Annotated in this window: 12 protein-coding genes and 1 pseudogene; 6 read left to right on the forward strand and 7 right to left on the reverse strand. The window is 66.7% G+C overall.

The annotated features are described in order from the left end of the window. Window positions 1-142: 142 nt before the first annotated feature. Together DD1DGNOD_RS02750 and DD1DGNOD_RS02755 are read right to left on the reverse strand one after the other, a co-directional pair. The gene (locus DD1DGNOD_RS02750; RefSeq protein WP_131769372.1) at window positions 143-1,852 is read right to left on the reverse strand and encodes a RyR domain-containing protein; all 1,710 of its coding nucleotides are present in this window, start codon (window positions 1,850-1,852) and stop codon (window positions 143-145) included. A gap of 185 nt (window positions 1,853-2,037) precedes the next feature. Beyond that, a complete protein-coding gene (locus DD1DGNOD_RS02755; protein WP_241251167.1) occupies window positions 2,038-2,979 on the reverse strand; it encodes a dihydroorotate dehydrogenase in 942 nt (313 codons plus the stop codon). 328 nt (window positions 2,980-3,307) lie between these two features. On the opposite strand from DD1DGNOD_RS02755, the gene DD1DGNOD_RS02760 reads away from it, so the two are divergent. Further along, a complete protein-coding gene (locus tag DD1DGNOD_RS02760) occupies window positions 3,308-3,637 on the forward strand; it encodes an acyl carrier protein (protein WP_241255423.1) in 330 nt (109 codons plus the stop codon). A 61-nt stretch (window positions 3,638-3,698) separates the two neighbouring features. Here the strand turns inward: DD1DGNOD_RS02760 and DD1DGNOD_RS02765 are convergent, their stop codons facing one another. Continuing rightward, the gene (locus tag DD1DGNOD_RS02765) at window positions 3,699-4,121 is read right to left on the reverse strand and encodes a DUF2795 domain-containing protein (protein WP_131765041.1); all 423 of its coding nucleotides are present in this window, start codon (window positions 4,119-4,121) and stop codon (window positions 3,699-3,701) included. Between the two features lie 677 nt (window positions 4,122-4,798). On the opposite strand from DD1DGNOD_RS02765, the gene DD1DGNOD_RS02775 reads away from it, so the two are divergent. Beyond that, window positions 4,799-5,527, forward strand: coding sequence for a CBS domain-containing protein (locus DD1DGNOD_RS02775; protein WP_131765043.1), 729 nt, complete (start codon window positions 4,799-4,801; stop codon window positions 5,525-5,527). A gap of 151 nt (window positions 5,528-5,678) precedes the next feature. After that, window positions 5,679-6,329: a phosphoribosyltransferase gene (locus tag DD1DGNOD_RS02780; protein ID WP_131765044.1), complete on the forward strand. Its 651-nt coding sequence runs from the start codon at window positions 5,679-5,681 to the stop codon at window positions 6,327-6,329. 484 nt (window positions 6,330-6,813) lie between these two features. Here the strand turns inward: DD1DGNOD_RS02780 and DD1DGNOD_RS02785 are convergent, their stop codons facing one another. Together DD1DGNOD_RS02785 and DD1DGNOD_RS26435 are read right to left on the reverse strand one after the other, a co-directional pair. Continuing rightward, window positions 6,814-7,518 carry an alpha/beta hydrolase gene (locus DD1DGNOD_RS02785; protein WP_131765045.1) on the reverse strand — a complete coding sequence of 235 codons (705 nt, stop codon included), beginning with the start codon at window positions 7,516-7,518 and terminating at the stop codon, window positions 6,814-6,816. A 470-nt stretch (window positions 7,519-7,988) separates the two neighbouring features. Beyond that, complete coding sequence (locus DD1DGNOD_RS26435; protein WP_165034697.1) at window positions 7,989-8,357, reverse strand: hypothetical protein; 369 nt, start codon at window positions 8,355-8,357, stop codon at window positions 7,989-7,991. On the opposite strand from DD1DGNOD_RS26435, the pseudogene DD1DGNOD_RS28670 reads away from it, so the two are divergent. After that, window positions 8,250-8,528, forward strand: a pseudogene (locus DD1DGNOD_RS28670) (sigma factor); the annotation flags it as partial. The gene DD1DGNOD_RS26435 and the pseudogene DD1DGNOD_RS28670 sit on opposite strands and share 108 nt — an antisense overlap. A 322-nt stretch (window positions 8,529-8,850) precedes the next feature. Continuing rightward, window positions 8,851-9,555, forward strand: coding sequence for a DUF2867 domain-containing protein (locus tag DD1DGNOD_RS02795; protein WP_131769374.1), 705 nt, complete (start codon window positions 8,851-8,853; stop codon window positions 9,553-9,555). Window positions 9,556-9,783: 228 nt separating this feature from the next. Here DD1DGNOD_RS02795 and DD1DGNOD_RS02800 read toward each other — a convergent pair whose 3' ends face one another. Together DD1DGNOD_RS02800 and DD1DGNOD_RS02805 are read right to left on the reverse strand one after the other, a co-directional pair. Next, window positions 9,784-12,027, reverse strand: a complete 2,244-nt coding sequence (locus DD1DGNOD_RS02800) for an MMPL family transporter (protein WP_131765046.1) — start codon at window positions 12,025-12,027, stop codon at window positions 9,784-9,786. Between the two features lie 852 nt (window positions 12,028-12,879). Further along, window positions 12,880-15,186, reverse strand: a complete 2,307-nt coding sequence (locus tag DD1DGNOD_RS02805) for a SpoIIE family protein phosphatase (protein WP_131769375.1) — start codon at window positions 15,184-15,186, stop codon at window positions 12,880-12,882. 339 nt (window positions 15,187-15,525) lie between these two features. On the opposite strand from DD1DGNOD_RS02805, the gene DD1DGNOD_RS02810 reads away from it, so the two are divergent. Next, a partial coding sequence (locus tag DD1DGNOD_RS02810) for a HAMP domain-containing protein (RefSeq protein WP_131769378.1) occupies window positions 15,526-17,626 on the forward strand: 2,101 nt, incomplete at its 3' end.

Consider the following 17,626-nt stretch of genomic DNA (forward strand, 5'->3'; position numbering starts at 1 on the left):
GGCCAGGCGATCGGTTCGTCTTCAACGATCCGCAGCGGTTCACCCACGTTTGCCATCCACCAACGTTCCCTCGCCCCGCCGCGACGGTCAATCCTTGGACGGACGGACGGACGGACGGAGCCAGCCTCAGCCGCCTGCGCGTTCAGCGCAGGCGCAGGATCTGCAGACCGTGGTCGGCCAGGAGCGCCGGCAGGTGGCGGACGGTCGCGATGTCCTTGGCACGCTGCTCATCCGGCAGCTCCAGCCAGTCGACCAGCAGGTCGTGCTGCTTGCGCCCGTCGTCGCGAACCGGGGCGAACGTCCAGCCCTGGCTGTGTCGTTCCGCACACCAACGTTCGTGCTCATGCCGGGCGAGCAGCTCCACCTCGGCTGCGGTGAAGGAGAAGTCCGTCGGCGGGTCGGTCATCGGGACGACGACCGCGCTGATTTTTCCCAGCTTCGCGCCGATATCTTCGGCCTGTTTGTAGTTCGCCGTCCGCAGGTCCTCGCGGAGGTCGTCCCAGAGCGCCGTTGATTCGGTACCACCGATGACGAGTCCTTTTTCCTGCTCGCCGATGAGATACTGGCCATGAATGGCATGGGCCAATACCGTCAACGTGTCGTTGTGCAATTCGTTCGGTTCCGCCGCTTCGTCGGTGATTGCGAAGATTCGTACCTCGCCCGGTGCGGGGTCGAGCAACCGGGGATTGAGCAGGTCACCGAGGGCCGTCCGTTGCCCCGTGCACACGGTCACCGTCTGGTCGACGTCCGCGGTGTTCCGGGTGGTGTTCAGCGCGCGGGGCAGAACCGTTTCCTCGTTCTGGTCGCACAGCACCAGGTGTCGCCTGCCCGGCGCGTCCGCCGCAGTGAACTCGCGCGAGAGCGTCCCGAGATCGACGGTGGCCGCCGGCTCGTCCCTGATACGGGGGGCGCAGTGCGCCGCGACCGGCGGGTAGCGCGCACGAAGCTCGGTGAGCTGCGATGACGCGTTCGTGTCGACCAGAACCAGCGGCAGTGGCGGGGCACCGTTGCGGACCTGCCACAGCCGAGCCAGCTCGACGACCAGCGCGCGTCCGAACGGGCCGAGCCCGACGACCGCCACCGAGGGCAGCGGATCGTCGATACCGAGATGGGGTCCGAGAATACGGGTGGCGAGCTTGCGGGCGGCGATCTCCTCTGGAGTGAAGAAATCCAGCCGGAAACCTGATTCCGCGGAGAGCCCGACCCGGCGCGCCTTCAGCGCGAGCGCAAGCTCACCGTCGCCGATACGCGCATAGCAGGCGAGCGGCTCGGGACGATCGGTTTCCTCGACGGTGAGCACGGCCGTGGCCGCCACCACGGCCGCATTGGCGGCGCTGTCCGCGAGACACGCGTACACGGTTGCGGCCCTGGGCACACCCGCGGCGCGCAGTATTGCCGGTTTCCGCGCGTCACCGACCACGACGAGGCCCTGAGCATTGTGGGCCGCATCGTTGGTGATGCGGACCGCGGGGGTACCGGCGGCCCGCAACGCGGAGGTGATTGTCAGGGCGAACGGGTCGTCGCCGACGACGACGGCGTGGCCCCGGGCCCGGCGTGCCGCGCGCCGGTGACGCCGGTCGACGAAGATGTTCCAGACCGACACCGTCACGCCGTACGCGGTGGCGAACGGGGCCAGGAATCGTGCGAGCTCCAGCGGCAGCGGAAAAGGGCCACCGTCCTGCAGCGGTTCGGAGCCCAGCAAAAAGAGCTGCGCGTCGAAGTAGGCGATGTCGGCCGCTGTGTAGCCGCAGGGCTGCGCACTCGGCGGGGGGCACTCCTGCGCGGGTCTTGTCAGCTGGGCCAGACCCCACGCACCCAGAAAGGCCGCCACCAGGAAAAGCACGGAGAACATCAGCCACAGAATCCGCCCGGCCCCAACCCGTTCGTCCGGAACCCTCACCACGTCGCTGTTCCCGCCCCCGTGTCGCGTCCCCGTACCGGCGTCGCCGCCTTGTCCTACCGAATTCTTACACCGTGGAGCGATCGAGAGCGGGACCGCCCCGTTCGCCGATCGAACATCGTCCTATCCCGCTCGTTCTAAAACAGGTCGGCGTAGTCGGTGAGGATGTCACCGAAGACGCCGGCGTCGCCATTGCGGTTCCAGAAGGCGGTGGCGGCCTGTACCGCCGCCGCCCCGGCACACAGGAAGTCGGCGATGTCACGTCCGCGGGACACTCCGCCGACTCCGATCAGTTCGACCGTCTCCGGAAGCAGCCGTCGTAGCTGACGTATCTGGCCGAGGGCCACGGGTTTGAGCGCGGCACCCGCGAGCCCGGCCAGTTCGACGTCGATCACCGGACGGTTCGTCCCGTCCAGGACGAGGGCGTTCGGAAAGGTGTTGACCGCGCAGACGAACCGCGGGCCCTGCGGCGTGCTGGACAGCTTTGCGACCAGGCTCGCCAGCTCGGCCAGCCCGGCCGGGTCCGAAAACGGTGAGATCTTTATGCCGAAGGGCGGTGGCCGGCGACCTTCGCCAGCGGTGGCGCCGGTGGGCGTGGCCGCGGCGAGCGCCTGACTCACCTGGGTACACACGGCCTCGGTCTGACTGTTGTCGAAGCAGGCGATGCGTTTCTGCGTGCCGCCGTCCCAGACGTTCGGGCAGGCCAGGTTGAGCTCGATGATGTCGGCGCCGGCGAGCGCCACGTCATGGGCGACGGCGGCGTATTCAGCTTCGCTGAATCCCGCGATGCTCACGACGAGTGGTTTACCGGCAGCATGCGTTATCGAGATCATCTCTGGCAGGTGCTCGCGGTAGTACGCAAGCCCCGGATTGGGCAGGCCGAGCGCGTTGAGCGAGAAGAAATCCCCCGGATAGTAGACGTTGCCTCCGTTCCCGGTGCGCGCCTGCGCGGTGATGGACCCGACGACGACCGCGGACACGGCGCTGCGGGCAAGCACGTCCACCTCGTCGAGGCTCTTGCACGTGCCCGCGGCGTTCATGAGCGGATGCTCAAGCTCGACTCCGCACAGCGCCGTCACGGCCACCCTCCCCGAGATCCAGATTTTCGATACGACTCGACTTCTCCAGGAACAGTATCGACCGCCTGTTCCCGGGTGCGGCCTGCAGATTATGACCGTTATGCCTGTCATATCTGTTATATCCCGTATCGAGATGCTTCCGTTGGGTCGTTCACCTGCTCCGGGAGCGCGTCCAGGAAGAGATCATCTGCCGGTCGCGCCGTGCGGCGTGTTCCTGAACGTGGCCGGGATTCGACGCCGGTGCACGTTTGGCTTCCCCGGAGACCGTCGATGAAGACAGGGTCGGCCATACCGCGCTGTGGTAACCCGGCGCCGATCGGCGTCACCGGTGCTCATCGGCGTCGCCGGTTGTGGTGAGCGCGGCGAGGGGGCTGATGCCAGTGGAGATGAAGCCGAAGCAGGAAGAAGGTCGACGATGGCGACCAGCGAAACGGGATTCAGTGACATCGTTCATGATCTGATCTCGGTGCAGTATCACGCCCTCAAGGGCTGCCGCGAATACGAACAATATGCCCGTGATGCGGACGAGGAGGCTCAGCCGGAGATAGCCGATTTCTTCCGGAACGTCCTGAGGCAGGACGCCGAGCGCGCGGTCGCGTGCCACCGTTACCTGTCCCAGCTGGCGGGTCGCTCTCCGGCCGGCTCCATCGGCCACTGAGGCAGGCTGCGTTCGCCCGGCGCCCGGTTCGGGAGCTGAGGCCCGTTCGGGAGTCGGAGGATCAGAAGCGCACGGTCTCGACGTCCTCGCCGCCGTGCAGGGCCCGCCACAGATCACCGAACGAGTCGTACTGCTCTCGCTTGGGCCGGGCGGTGAGCGCTTCGATGAGCTGTTCCGGAGCGTTGCGGTTACGCAGGACGTAAGCGAGCCGAGCGGCACGCGCGGGAAAGTCGTGGCGGTCGAACCACCGGGCGAGCTCGGAGCGCGCCTCGACCGCCGCGCTGGTGTTCGTGCTGGTGGCGCGCTCGCTGCCCGACCGTTCCGGTATCACCGACACCTGGGGCTGGTCCTCGCCGGGAGGTTCCGCGGAACGCCATTCCTCGGTGCGCGTGTCCCGCCGCGCCCGCACGATCCCGTCCACTTCCTGGGCGAGGTTGTCGTCCTTGGCGGGGCCGTGTTTGGTGCTTCCGCGCTGTATCGGCATCGTCATGCTCCTCTTGTGGTTCCTGTGGTTACGTCCGTCCCTGGTTCTCACCAGCTGTTGGGCTGTGGGTCCACTGGGAGGACGCCGGGGCCGGGCGGTGGCAGGTCGGGGCCGGGGCCTGGCAGGTCGGGTCCAGGCCCCGGACCGGGGAGATCGGGACCGGGTACCGGCAGGTCCGGTCCGGGACCAGGCTGCGGGATGTCCGGTCCGGGACCAGGCTGCGGGACGTCCGGCCCCGACCTCGGCCCCGACCTCGGTCCCGGCGCTGGAGCGGGTGCGGGAGCCGGGCCGGGTGCCGGATGGGAGGAGGATGGACCGACGCCGCGCGCAACGACCATGATCATAATGCGTCCTCCTTCGTGGGAACGAAACGACCAAGGACTCAGGACGTGGGAAGCGACCGGGGATCGGTCGCCGTGTCGGTCGACTCCTGCCACCTTCCACGGATACGGCACCTCGAATCGTCCGGTGACCCGGGGACTTCGGCCTCCCGGACCTTCCGGATCGGCTTCCAGAGCCCGGCCGCGGAAAAACCATGATCGCGCTATCTTCGGCTTCGTCCGAAAGAGCACCCGTGCGGGTGTGCCGGGCGCGGTGAGCGGGGAAGTGGAGAAGGGCATGTCCGCGCAGGCTTGCGGATCGAGCGTGCGGGCTTGAGGCCTGGGAGGTGAGTGTCGATGACGGACGTACTCAGCGTTGTCAGCGCACCACCGGTGACGGTGGAGCGGTCCAGGACGATCGGGGAAGCGGCCCAGGAGATGGATCGCCACGGGGTTGGCGCTCTTCTCGTCACGGACGACAGTGATCATCTGGTTGGGATTGTCACCGATCGCGACATCGTGCTGCGTGGCGTCGCCCGTGGCGTCCCGATGGAGGCGTCCGTCGATCGTTTGATGACAACGGAGGTCTTCACCCTGTCCGCCGATGTGGAGCTCGCCCACGCCTACGAGGTATTTCGCGATCACGCGTTGCGCCGGTTGCCCGTCCTCGACGGCGATCGGATCGTCGGAGTCCTGTCAGCTGACGATCTCCTCATCCGTGATGCGCGGCGGATCGAGGGCTTGGTGCGTCCACTCGCCCAGGAGGTCATCGCACGTCACCGCAGGACGCCGGTGGGCGCGGGCGAGATTGCCCATGCCGGTGACGGCGTGATCGCGTCCCGCCGGCTTGTGCGGGCTCATCCCGGTGACACCCTGGTCATCCACGGACGGACGCTGGGCCGGCCGGACCGGTTCGGTGAGATCCTTGAGGTGCGCTCCCCGTCGGGTGATCCGCCGTTCCTGGTCAGCTGGTCCGATTCCGACCATGTCAGTTTCACCTATCCGGGCCCGGACGCGGAGGTACGTCCGCGTGGTGAGCAGGAGACGGCGACCGCGGGCGGTCGGGCCGGCAACGGTAGCCGGTAGCTGATAACCGGCAGCTGATAACCGGCAGCCGGTCCGATTTCGGATCTACCTCATTGCAGTTGGCGGCTGGCGGTTGGCGATGCAGGCCCGGCACCGCGCGGGTCGCGCCTGCGTGACGCCACCCGTGATGCCACCGATGAGGAGGTGACGGGTGCACGCTCTGTTTGCCGACCGGCCGTCGGCGGGTCACGCGCTGGCCGAATACCTGACCGGATATGTCGACCGCGACGACGTCATCGTCCTTGCGCTGCCCCGGGGCGGTGTACCGGTCGCCTTCGAGGTGGCGCAACGGCTGGGCGTGGAGCTGGACGTCTTCCTCGTCCGCAAGCTCGGGGCACCCGGGCACGCCGAGCTCGCGATGGGTGCTCTGGCCGGCGGCGGGACGCTCGTCCGTAACGATCAGGTGATTTACGGCCTGGGTATCGAGGAGGAGACGATCGCCCAGGCCGTGGACGCCGAGCGCCGTGAGCTTGCGCGCCGGGAAGGCGCTTACCGCGTCAGCCGGACCGCTGCCGACGTCACCGGTCGCGTGGTCCTGCTGATCGACGACGGCATGGCCACCGGTGCCACGATGCGCGCCGCCGTCGACGCCATCCGGCGGCGTGGGCCCGCGCACGTGGTCGTGGCCGTGCCCGTGGCCTCGGAGCAGGCGTGCCGGCAGATGCGACTCGTTGCCGACGGTGTGGTCTGCCTCAACACTCCGTCGACCTTCTTTTCCGTCGGCCAGTACTATGCCGATTTTTCCCAGACGACCGATGACGAGGTCCGTGAGCTTCTGCGCCGTGCTGTGATCACGAAGTGATCATGGGGTAGAGGTTTCCCGCTCAGTCGGAGACGCGGGAGGGCCGACCCATATCCCGGACGTCCTCACCCTGTCGTCGCGCACGAACGACCCGATCAGCGGGTAGGCCAACCACCCACATCCGCACCCGCCTGACGTCAACCCACCCCTACGTCCTCACGGGGAAAGACGCCCAACACCCGACAGGCAGAATCGCCTGTCGGGCAGGGATGGTGGCAGGTGTTGGGTTCGAATCAACGTAGGCTGAGCCGGCGGATTTACAGAGGTCCAACCCGCCGACACCAACATGCACCCTGGCCTGCTGTTTCTCCGTCCCAGGCGCGGGCCGGCGAGGCACAGTGTCCCGCGCAGGTACCGCAAACCGGCCCGACGCCCCTCTCGGGCCTTTCCTATCCCCCACACGTCACTTGATCGAAAACTGGCGCCCCGGGCCAACAGCCCTGACGGAACATCGGCTTCCGGCCGGTCGTGTGAGAAGCCGGGCTTAGCGCGCGGCCGAGCCGGAAGCGGCCTTTTCGATGAGTGCAGCCACGGCTGCCGGCTGCGACAGATAAATCGCATGGCTGCCCGCGACCTCGACAACAGTCGAACCCGCCCGCGCAGACATCGAGCGCTGGGCCGGCGGGGGAATCATCCGGTCTTCGGTCGCGATGAGGTACCAGCTTGGCTTGATCCGCCACGCCGGTTCGCTGATCGTGCCGCTCAGGGCTTCAACGCCCCATGGGACCTGCGAGTCGGCCATGAACGCGGCCTGTTCGGCACTCACGTCGGCCGCGAATGAAGCAGGAAACTTTGCCCGGTCGAGGAACAGGAAGCCGTCCTGCGGCGGGAGAATTGGCGGCACAGGTGCGCCGGGCGGCGGATCGGCAATGAGCGTGTTCACCGACTCGCCCTTGTCCGGCGCGAAGGCCGCGATATAGACGAGCCCCGCCACGTTGGGATCATTACCCGCCTCGGTGATCACCGCTCCGCCATAGGAATGGCCAACGAGAATGACCGGTCCGCTCTGCGCGTCGATGACGTGCCTGGTCGTGGCGACGTCGCCCTCGAGTGAAAGAGTCGGATTCTGGACGACGCTGACGGTGAAGCCATCCTTCTTCAGGAGGCTGTAGACGCCCTGCCAGCCGGAGCCGTCCACGAAACCACCGTGAACGAGAACGACTGTCCTCGCTGCCAAGCTAGCATCCATGACGATCTCCTTTCCCTATTGACAAACCGCGTTTTGATGGTACTTGGCTCGGGACGCAGCATCAATCTGGAGACCATGAAAGACCGTGGGACCGGTGCTGGCGCGCCGTCCGTGGCCAGCTGAGGCCAGCGGCTCACGGACCTCGCGGCCGGCCTCCGCCCAGGCCACATCGAACCTGGCCAGATCAGGAGAAGCCGCTTCACTGTGAACTACAAAGTGTCATTCATGGCGAAAGCATCGGAGGGCAATGATCAAATGAGATAAGCCAGCCGAACGAGACAGGAGACGGGAACTATCCTCGAGGGCACCAATACCACCATTGCTGGCCACATCGCCCGAGATTCACCCAGGTCTGTCCCAGCGAGAAATAGCTCTTGGGTTCGCCGACTCCGAGGCGGGCCATGGATACCGGTTCCTGGCCTGTACCAGGGACTTCCCATTAATCGTGGCACTTCGTCATTTCTGCGACGCTATACATAGTTGGCATGTTCGCCAAGATCCGCGAGGAACCGGCGCATCGAGGTCGGTTCCAACCTGTCCGGCTGGACGAGCACGGCGGGCACGTTGTCGACCAGGGGCAGGAGGACTCGAGGGCGGTGCAGGATTGCCGTACAGAGCGAGGCCATGACGACGTCCGCGCAGCAGCGTGATGCATCCTGGCGTGGTGAGCCGCGGGGAGGTGGTTCGGGGTGGTCCCCGGCGGGACGACGAGCGGGCCAACGTCGGCGCAGCTGCTGGCGGCGGCGCGGGGTGGTGACCCTGATGCCTTCGGGCTTCTGGTCGACCCGTTGCGTGGGGAGCTGCACGCCCACTGCTACCGCATGCTGGGATCCGTCCACGACGCCGACGACGCCGTCCAGGAGACGCTGGTGCGGGCCTGGCGGGGTCTGGAGCGATTCGAGGACCGCGGCTCGATCCGGCCGTGGCTGTACAAGATTGCCACCAATCGGTGCCTGACAATGATCGAACGCCGAGGTCGTCGAGAACTCCCGACCGACCTGAGCCCGGGATCTACGACGGGCAAAGTTCAAGCTGGTCGGCCGGGTCAGGCGAGGCGAGGCCGCGCATGGGGGTTGCCACCGCCCCCGTCGCGGTGGCGGGATCTCCCGCCCTGCCAGCCGCCACCCTCTCGTCGACCACGGTCGCAGCCACGGCCGCTCGCGCACCGCCGTGGGGTCGTATCGCGGGTCCAGGCTCGACGGTGCCGCCGAGGGTGGTTGGCAATAGCATGGCTGTTGCCAGGATAGCCCGGCTCTATGACTTGCTCATCGTGCTTTGCGAGACAGGCTGCTCCGGCAGTTTCCGAGAATCGCATGGATGGGGGGTCCACTAATGAGGCTCCCGAACACCGCGCACACCTCCCGGCCCTGGCGGATCCACGAGGTCGCCTTCGATTTTCGGCTGGAGGACGTGTGGGCACTGCCGACGCCGGGCGGCCCGGACGACTTCCCTCGGTTGCTGGCGCTGATCGCCTTGGGGCGCGTGTCGCAAGGCTCCGCCCGCACCGCCCGCATACTCTGGTCGATCCGGCGGAAACTGGGCGAGCTGCTCGGTTGGGATGACCCGGACGCCGGCATCGGCTCCAGGGTGTCGTCGCTGCGCGGCCGGTTGCCGGCGGATCTGCGCGAGGCCCCATCCGGCCCGGACAACGACGCGCCCCTCTTCACCTCGCTCTACCTGCTCGATGACGAGCGGGCCGCCGAGATCGCCAACCGGATCATGCGCGGCGTCACGTACATCGACACGGTCCCCTTCAGCTCGCTCTACCTGCTCGATGACGAGTGGGCCGCCGAGATCGCCAACTGGATCATGCACTGCGTCATACACATCGGTTGGGTCCCGGACGGGACGGGCGGCCATCGCGGCCAGATGGCCATCCTCGTGAAGCGAAACGGGCTACTTGGGACCACTTATATGGCCGCGATCAAGCCATTCCGGCACCTGATCATCTATCCGGCGATAATGCAACAGATCGGTCGAGACTGGCGCAAACCCACCCATGAACTTGTAGATGACGTAAAAGGAGCGCGACTTTAAGCCCATGTGCAGGGGGCATAACCAGGGCCCCGGAGTAGTCCGCGAATGCCCCTTTCCCGCCGCCGTCACTGGCCGCCGTGTTCCGCCTCTACGCCGTCCACCCCGACGACCAGGAGCCGCTCGCCCGCACGTTGCAGCGGTATCAGCCGCCGGGTTTGGGGCTCGGTTTCCGGCATCTGCACGAGGACCCTGCTCGAGAGGACCCCACGGGCAACCCGTGGCGGCGATTCAGCGAGTGGGATCATCCGACTGCGGTACCGGCACGCGATTCTGCTGGTGCACGCCGGTAGCGGCCTGCTGGGGCAGGGGAGTGTGGCGGATCTCCTCGATCTCTTCGGCGGGTTCGACCGACACCCGGGGAAGCACCCGGTCGAGCCATGACGGCAGCCACCAGTTCCCCGTCCCGCACAGGTGCATCAGCGCGGGCACCAACACCGTCCGGATCACGAAGGCGTCGATCAGCACGGCCAGCGCGAGCCCGAGGCCGAACATCTTGATTACGCGCTCGTCGCCGAGAACGAAGGACGCGAAGACCAGCGTCATGATTGCCCCGGCCGCGACGATGACCCGGCCGGTCTCGGCCTGGCCCAGCGAGACCGCGATCCGGTTGTCCCGGCGGGCAAGCCACTCCTCGTGCATCCGGCTGACCAGGAAAACCTCGTAGTCCATGGACAACCCGAACAGGATCGAGAACAGCATCACCGGCAGGAACGACTCGACCGGTCCACGCTGGACGCCGATGACATCGGAAAGCCATCCCCATTGGAAGATCGCAACGATGATCCCGAACGACGCGGCGACCGCGAGCAGGTTCATCACCGACGCCATCAACGGAATGACCAGGCTGCGGAACACCACGACCAGCAGCAGGAAGGCCAGTCCGACGACCACTGCTATGAACAGGAGAAGCTTGCTCGCGAGAACATCGGAGAAATCATCGAAGATCGCTGTGATACCGCCGACGTAGACGACCAGCGGACTGCCCTTGGTCGCGGCCGGAATGACCTCGTCGCGCAGCCGGTCGAGCAGCTTCGACGTCTGAGCGTCCTGCGGGCCGGTCGTCGGGTAGAGCGTCACGATTGCGGCTCGATGGTTGGGGCTTTCCCGCGGCGGTGACACCGACTCCACACCGGGGGTGTCACGCAGTTTGTCCACCACGCTCTCGAAGGTGCTCAGGTCGGCCGGGGAGCCGATCTCGGCGGTAAGCACGAACGGCCCGTTGAATCCGGCGCCGAATCCCTGCGCGAGCAGGTCGTATCCGCGCTTGGACGTCTTGTCCTGCGAGCCGTTGCCCTGGTCGGAAGCGCCGAGGCGCAACGAGAAGACCGGGAGCGCCATGATCACGATCAGTCCGGCGGCAACCGCGGCGAACAGAGCGGGACGCCTGTCGATCCGGCGGGCCCAGCGCCACCAGAAGCCCGACGGTATCTCCGGCTCCGGCCCCGACGCCGCCAGCTTCGCGCGCTCGGACCGGCTGAGCAGCCGCAGGCCGAAGAAACCGAAGAGCGCCGGCAGCAGCGTGATCGCCGTTGCCATGGTCAACGCCACCACAAGCGCGGACGACACGGCGACGCCGTACAGGAAGCTCACGCGCAACGCATACATCCCGAGCAGGGCGATGCACACGGTGATGCCCGCGAACACGACCGCACGGCCGGAGGTGTTGACGGCCGTGACGGTAGCCTCCTGCGGGCTCCTGCCCGCGCGCAGCGCCGTCCGGTAGCGGTTGACGATGAACAGGGCGTAGTCGATGCCTACGCCCAGGCCGATCAGCGTCGCAAGCGTCGGCCCGAATTCGGCGATGTTCATTGCGTGTGAGAGAAGGCCGATCCCCGAGAGCCCCACACCCAGAGCGACGATCGCGGTGATCAGGGGCAGCGTCATGGCCAACAGCGAGCCGAACGCGATGAACAGGATCACCGCGGCGGCGGCGATGCCCACCAGCTCACTGCTACTGCCGAGCTCCTGCTCGGCGACGCTGATCGCGTTGCCGGACAGTTCTACCTGCAGGGACCCGGCGTCCGCGGCCCGGGCCGTGTCGACGAGCGCCACGATGTCCCCTTTGGGGATCTCGTTCGCCAGCTTGTCGAGTGCAACGGAGGCGAACGCGGTCCGGTCGTCTTTGCTGAACTGACCGGTCGCGTCCGGGCTGTAGGGGCTGGTGACCTCGGCGACGTGCGGCAACCTGCCGACTTTGTCGAGCATGGCGGTCGCGGCGGCCTGTACCTGCGGATCGCGTAGTGTCCCGGAACGGGCGTGCAGGATGATCGATGCATTTTCCCCGGACACGGCCGGGAACTCGCGCCCGAGCAGGTCTATTGCTCGCTGGGAGTCGGTTCCCGGTAGCGAGAAGATGCTCCTGTAGTTGGTTCCGGCGCTCGCGCTGATCGCACCGACACCGAGCAGCAGACCGATCCACAGCATGAGGACGAGCCGGCGGTGCTGGAAGCTCCAGCGGGCCATTGTTGCCACGGGTCCCCCCTTTTGGAACGGCGTTGGCGGTGGTACACGCATACGGACGTCGTGTCCAGGTTATTACAGCAAGTAAAAACATTTTTTGGGTAGGGCGACAACTGGCGGTGAGCTCGCTCCCGCTCGTCCCGACGTCCGCTGTCGAAAATCTGAATTGAGCAAGATCTGCCGAGGGAGAAACGCTCAACGCTTGTAGTCTCAAGGACCGTAAGGAGCGGGTCGAGCTTCGGTCAATGTGTGGAGTGACACTCTCTATGCTATTGGTCACATCGATGCCGGGTCGGGCCGAGCGCCGCGCCCGGACACAGGAGGTAGCCGTCGATGCTGGTAGCGTCCTGTCCGGTGCATGCGGTAAGTGCGGGCGATGATCCGCGTGACCGCAGCCGGGGCGGGTGCCGACCCGGCTGATCATGCGGCTCCCCGGTCGCCGGCCGACCGGCGATCAGCAGGCTTTCCGGTGCTGCTGAGGAGCGACTATGGGCGGTATTTCCACGGTCGGATCCGTAGTGCTGTACGACCTTCGATCGAAATGCCTTCGATTGCCGCGGTGACGCTTTCGACAAAGAAGCATGATCGCACTGCCGTTGGCCATCCAGGCGGGCACAGTCCCGCGGTGACCGCCGGTGTCGGGCGATTCGACGCCGTGGGAGGGGGGAAGGCCTGGTGCCCGACCCGAAGTCGGTCGAGTCGGTCGCCGCCGCCACGGGAGCTCCGGGTGTGCAGCGGGCAAAGCTCGTCGAGCTGGCGTTCCGGGCCGGACTGGTGTCCGAGCACGATCGGTGATCGTTTCCGGCTGAGGAGACCGCGGTCAACCGGTCGGGACAGAACGTCTTCCGGTTGGGCGGACCGCGCTCAGCGCAGATGGACGGCGATCAGGCACGTGTCGTCATCGGTGTCGGGGGTGGTGTGGCGCAGGAGATGGTCGGCATACTGCTGGAGGTCGGCAATCGGCTGGCCGGCGACCAGGACAAGGGTGTCGAGTGCCTCGTCGAGGGCGATCCCGCGTCGTTCGATGAGCCCGTCGGTGAACAGCAGGATGCCGTCGTCGAGTCGCAGCGGGGTGGCGGTCTCCTCATAGGTGCTGTGGGCGTCCGCTCCGAGGAGGACTCCCTGCGGAAGCGGGAGTGTGCAGGCGGTGCCGTCGCGGACCAGGACGGGCGGCAGATGGCCGGCGCATGCCCAGCGCAGTGTGCGGGTGGCCGGGTTGTAGAGGCCGCAGACGGCGGTTCCGGTGATGTTGTCGGTGAGGTGGTAGGCGACGTCGTTGAGCCAGCGCAGAAGCTGGGCCGGTCCCGCGCCGGTCATGGCGAGGCCGCGCAGACTGTTGCGTAACGTGACCATGCCGGTGACCGCCTTGATGCCGTGCCCGGCGATGTCACCGACGGCGAGGAGAACCTCCTTGGAGGGCAGGATGACCGAGTCGTACCAGTCGCCGCCGACCAGATGATCCTGGTCGGCCGGTCGGTAGCGGACGGCAACGTCGAGTCCGGTGGCTTCGACCGGATCGGCCGAGAACGGCGTGATGGCCCGTTGCAGTTGTACGGCGAGACGCTGCTGGTCGTCGGCTCGCTGTTCGGTGTCGGCGAGCTGGTTGCGGGTGGCGGCGAGAGCAACCTGGGTGTGGTAAAGAGTGGAAAGGTCCTGGTATGTGCCGCGAACGGCGACCAGAGTGCCGGCAGTGTCGGTGACGGGCTCGGCGAACGCGCGTATCTGCCGGATCACGCCGTCGGCCCGGATGAGACGGAACGTCGTGGCGGCCGGCCGCATCTGGTTGAGCAGTACGTCGCGGAAACGGTCGACGGTGGCGAGATCATCGGTATGGACGTAGGCGTCCAGTCCCTGCAGGGAAACGGGCGTTCCTGGCGCTCCCGGCGTCAACCGGAACAGTGTGAAGGTGTGGTCGGTCCAGCGCACGTCACCGGTGAGCACATCCTGCTGCCACCCGCCGAGCTCACCGAGCCGCTGTGCGTGCTGGAGAATGGCGGTGAGGTCATCGGTAGCATTCGTCGGCTGCCAGGTGATCGCGATGCCGTCGAAGAGCCGGCCGATACGCACGTCCATCTCCATCGCAACGGCCCTGCCGCCGACGATGACGCGGATGATCAGACCGTCGGCCTGGTATGGCCGACCGGTGAGGAGCACTTCCACGGCGCGCCCGAACAGTCCGTTCGGGATCGTCATCAGTGGATGGACATGGGACAGTCGGCGGCCGACGAGGTCGTGAGGGTCGCGGCCAGTCGGGTCGACGAATCCGTCGCTGACGTAGTCGATCTGGAAGTCGATGATCCGCCCATTGTGATCACGGACGGCGTGAGCGACGAGAGCGGAGCGTAGCAGGGCGTTCAGCAGGGCGGGCAGCCACAAGCCGCGGCCTCCCCAGGCGCGCTCCCCGTGAACACCGAGGCTCCTGGCGCAGACTTCGGCCAGCGCGAGGAGTTGATGCCGGACCGCGGGAGCGAACTCCTCGAGCGGATGCGGCCAGCAGATCTCCATCGCCCCCAGCAGCGCCCCGGCGTCAGCCAGCGGTAGCACCACCCGGGCGCCGCGCCACTGCCCGACCAGTGGGACCTGGCGTGGCAGCTGGTGGCTCGCCGGCCACCACTGGGGGCATCCGTCCCGAACGACCCGCTGAGCCACGGAATCCATCTGCGGAGGAATGCGCTGCCAGCGGCTCGCTTCCAGGGCGCCGAGCCCCGCCTCGCCGGCGAGCTCCAGAGCGCCGTCCGGTTCGATTATCCACAATGCCACGGCTACGGCTCCCAGCGGGGCGAGAGCCTCCTCCAGCGCCGCCGCGGCAATCCGGGGTCCGTCCACGGCCCGCTGTACCGGCGGCGTCTCGGCCAGTCGCGCCGGTTGGTACCGCAGTGGTCGTGCCGCGCCCCGGATGAGCGCGTCGCCTGCCGGTTGGCCGATCACATCGGCGGCGAGCTCCACCAGGGGCATCCCGGATCGGGCCGCCAGGCGGGTGAGTTGCTGGACCGCTTCGCCAGGGGAACAGCGCAGGCGCTCGCTCAGGACGCCCGTCGCGAGATCCACCAGGGCTTCGGTGGCGGCCTGCGCCCGAAGTTCCTCGAGTTCGCACTGCTGGCGGGCGATCAGCGCGGTCAGCTGTGCTACCTGGTCATCGCCGATCGGACTGGTCGGCTGCTGTGTCGCCACCGCGTACGTCCCCCACTCGTTCGGGTGCCGTCGGCATGCGGACGGATGTCCCTGCGCAGCCCCCTTGTCCTCCTGGGTCTCCCCAGCGGGCCAAAGACGGCGCGATCATGTTTCTTTCGCGCTGCCGGAGGCCCGCATCCGCGGAGCACTCAGGAAAACCTTATGGACATCAAGAAACTGAGTCGAGGTAGCTGTCCGTTTCGTCATGGTTTGATGACCGGCGAACTCTCTACCGTGGAACAAAGAGACTATCTAGATCATATGACGGCCGTCCGGCGACCGTCGGCCGATGAGCGGGGTGTACCGGTGAGTGAGGCTACGAAGTCGGAGCGGGAAGCGATGCCAGGGCGGGACGACCCCGCATTGCGCCAACTTCTTGCCGGCCTGATGGCGGTGCGCGGCGGGGACTTCCGCGTACACCTGCCTCAGGGTGACGACCCGCTCATGAACGAGATCGCCGACGTGTTCAACGGCATGACCGAGCAGCTTGCCCTGGTCACCTCCGAGGTGGCGGGGGTGGCGCGGGAGGTCGGCATAGAGGGCAAACTCGGCTGCTTTCCCCGGGTGCCAGGAGTGTCCGGTGCCTGGAGGGATCTCGTCGACTCGATCAACGCCGCGGTGGGAAGCCTTGGCGGCCAGGTTCGTGACGTCGCCCAGGTAGCCACGGCGGTAGCACACGGCGATCTGTCGCGGAAGATCACCGTGGATGCGAGCGGCGAGGTCCTGGAGCTGAAGAACACCATCAACACGATGGTCGACGAGCTGTCGTCGTTCGCCGGCGAGGTTACCCGGGTGGCCCGGGAGGTCGGCACCGAAGGGCGGCTGGGTGGGCAGGCGTTCCCCGGGGTAGGCGGAACGTGGCGGGATCTCACCGACTCGGTGAACTCCATGGCCGGGAACCTCACCGGTCAGGTCCGTGCCATCGCCCAGGTGGCGACCGCGGTGGCCAGCGGTGATCTCTCTCAGAAGATCACTGTGGACGCGCGTGGGGAAATCCTGGAGCTGAAGAACACCATCAACACGATGGTCGACCAGCTGTCGTCGTTCGCCGGCGAGGTCACCCGGGTAGCCCGGGAGGTCGGCACCGAAGGGCGGCTGGGTGGGCAGGCCGACGTCAAGGGCGTCTCGGGTACGTGGAAGGACCTCACCGAATCCGTCAACGTCATGGCGACCAACCTCACCGTTCAGGTCCGTTCCATCGCCGAGGTCACCACCTCGGTGGCCAAGGGCGACCTGACGCAGAAGATCCGGGTGGACGCGCGCGGGGAGATCCTGGAGCTCAAGGCGACCATCAACACGATGGTCGACCAGTTGTCGTCGTTCGCCGACGAGGTCATTCGCGTGGCGGGCGAGGTGGGGACGCAGGGCAATCTCGGCGGGCAGGCCGTCGCACGGGGCGTGTCAGGCACCTGGAAGGATCTCACCGACAACGTCAACTCGATGGCCAACAACCTGACCAGCCAGGTCCGCAACATCGCCCAGGTCACCACCGCCGTGGCTCGCGGTGACCTGTCGAAGAAGATCGATGTTGACGCGCGTGGGGAGATCCTGGAGCTCAAGACCACTATCAACACGATGGTCGACCAGCTGTCGTCCTTTGCCGCGGAGGTCACCCGGGTCGCCCGCGAGGTCGGCACCGAGGGGATACTCGGCGGGCAGGCCGAGGTCGAGGGCGTCTCGGGAACATGGAAGCGTCTGACGGAGAACGTCAACGAGCTCGCCGGCAATCTCACCCGTCAGGTGCGCGCGATCGCCGCGGTGACCAGTGCCGTCGCGGCCGGGGACCTCACCGGGTCCATCTCGGTGGAGGCCCGGGGGGAGGTCGCCGAACTCAAGGACAACATCAACGCAATGGTGCGGTCGCTGTACGAGACCACGCGCGCCAACCAGGAACAGGACTGGCTGAAGACCAACCTGGCCCGCATATCCGGTCTGATGCAGAAACATCGTGATCTCAATACCGTCACGGAACTGATCATGGATGAGCTCACTCCGCTGGTCGGCGCCCAGTACGGCACGTTCTTTCTGGCCGGATCCGGGGCGGACGCGCCCGCACTGCGTCTGATCGCCGGCTTCGGGTATCAGGCCCATCCCGACGTGCCGCGCGAATTCGACGTGGGACAGTCCCTGGTCGGGCAGGTGGCCAGGACCAAGAAATCGATCTTCATCGACCGGACCCCGGTCCATTACGTGAAGATCTCTTCCAGTCTCGGCCACGCCGAACCGGTCAATCTGATCGTCCTTCCCGTCCTCTTCGAAGACCATGTTCTCGGCGTTATCGAACTCGCCTCCTTCACCCCGTTCATGCAGGTGCACCGGGATTTCCTGGACCAGCTGATGGAAACCATCGGCGTCAACATCAATATCATTATCGCCAACTCGCGTACCGACGCGTTGCTGGACGAGTCGCAACGTCTTGCCGCCGAATTGCAGACGCGCT

This window comes from Candidatus Protofrankia californiensis, assembly GCF_900634765.1.
Taxonomy (GTDB): domain Bacteria; phylum Actinomycetota; class Actinomycetes; order Frankiales; family Frankiaceae; genus Protofrankia; species Protofrankia californiensis.

Excerpts from the sequence above, each read along its gene's own strand:
- DD1DGNOD_RS02750 (WP_131769372.1), bottom strand. The coding sequence starts at position 1,852 with ATGTTCTCCGTGCTTTTCCTGGTGGCGGCCTTTCTGGGTGCGTGGGGT.
- DD1DGNOD_RS02765 (WP_131765041.1), bottom strand. The coding sequence starts at position 4,121 with ATGCCGATACAGCGCGGAAGCACCAAACACGGCCCCGCCAAGGACGAC.
- DD1DGNOD_RS02775 (WP_131765043.1), top strand. The coding sequence starts at position 4,799 with ATGACGGACGTACTCAGCGTTGTCAGCGCACCACCGGTGACGGTGGAG.
- DD1DGNOD_RS02785 (WP_131765045.1), bottom strand. The coding sequence starts at position 7,518 with ATGGATGCTAGCTTGGCAGCGAGGACAGTCGTTCTCGTTCACGGTGGT.
- DD1DGNOD_RS02795 (WP_131769374.1), top strand. The coding sequence starts at position 8,851 with ATGAGGCTCCCGAACACCGCGCACACCTCCCGGCCCTGGCGGATCCAC.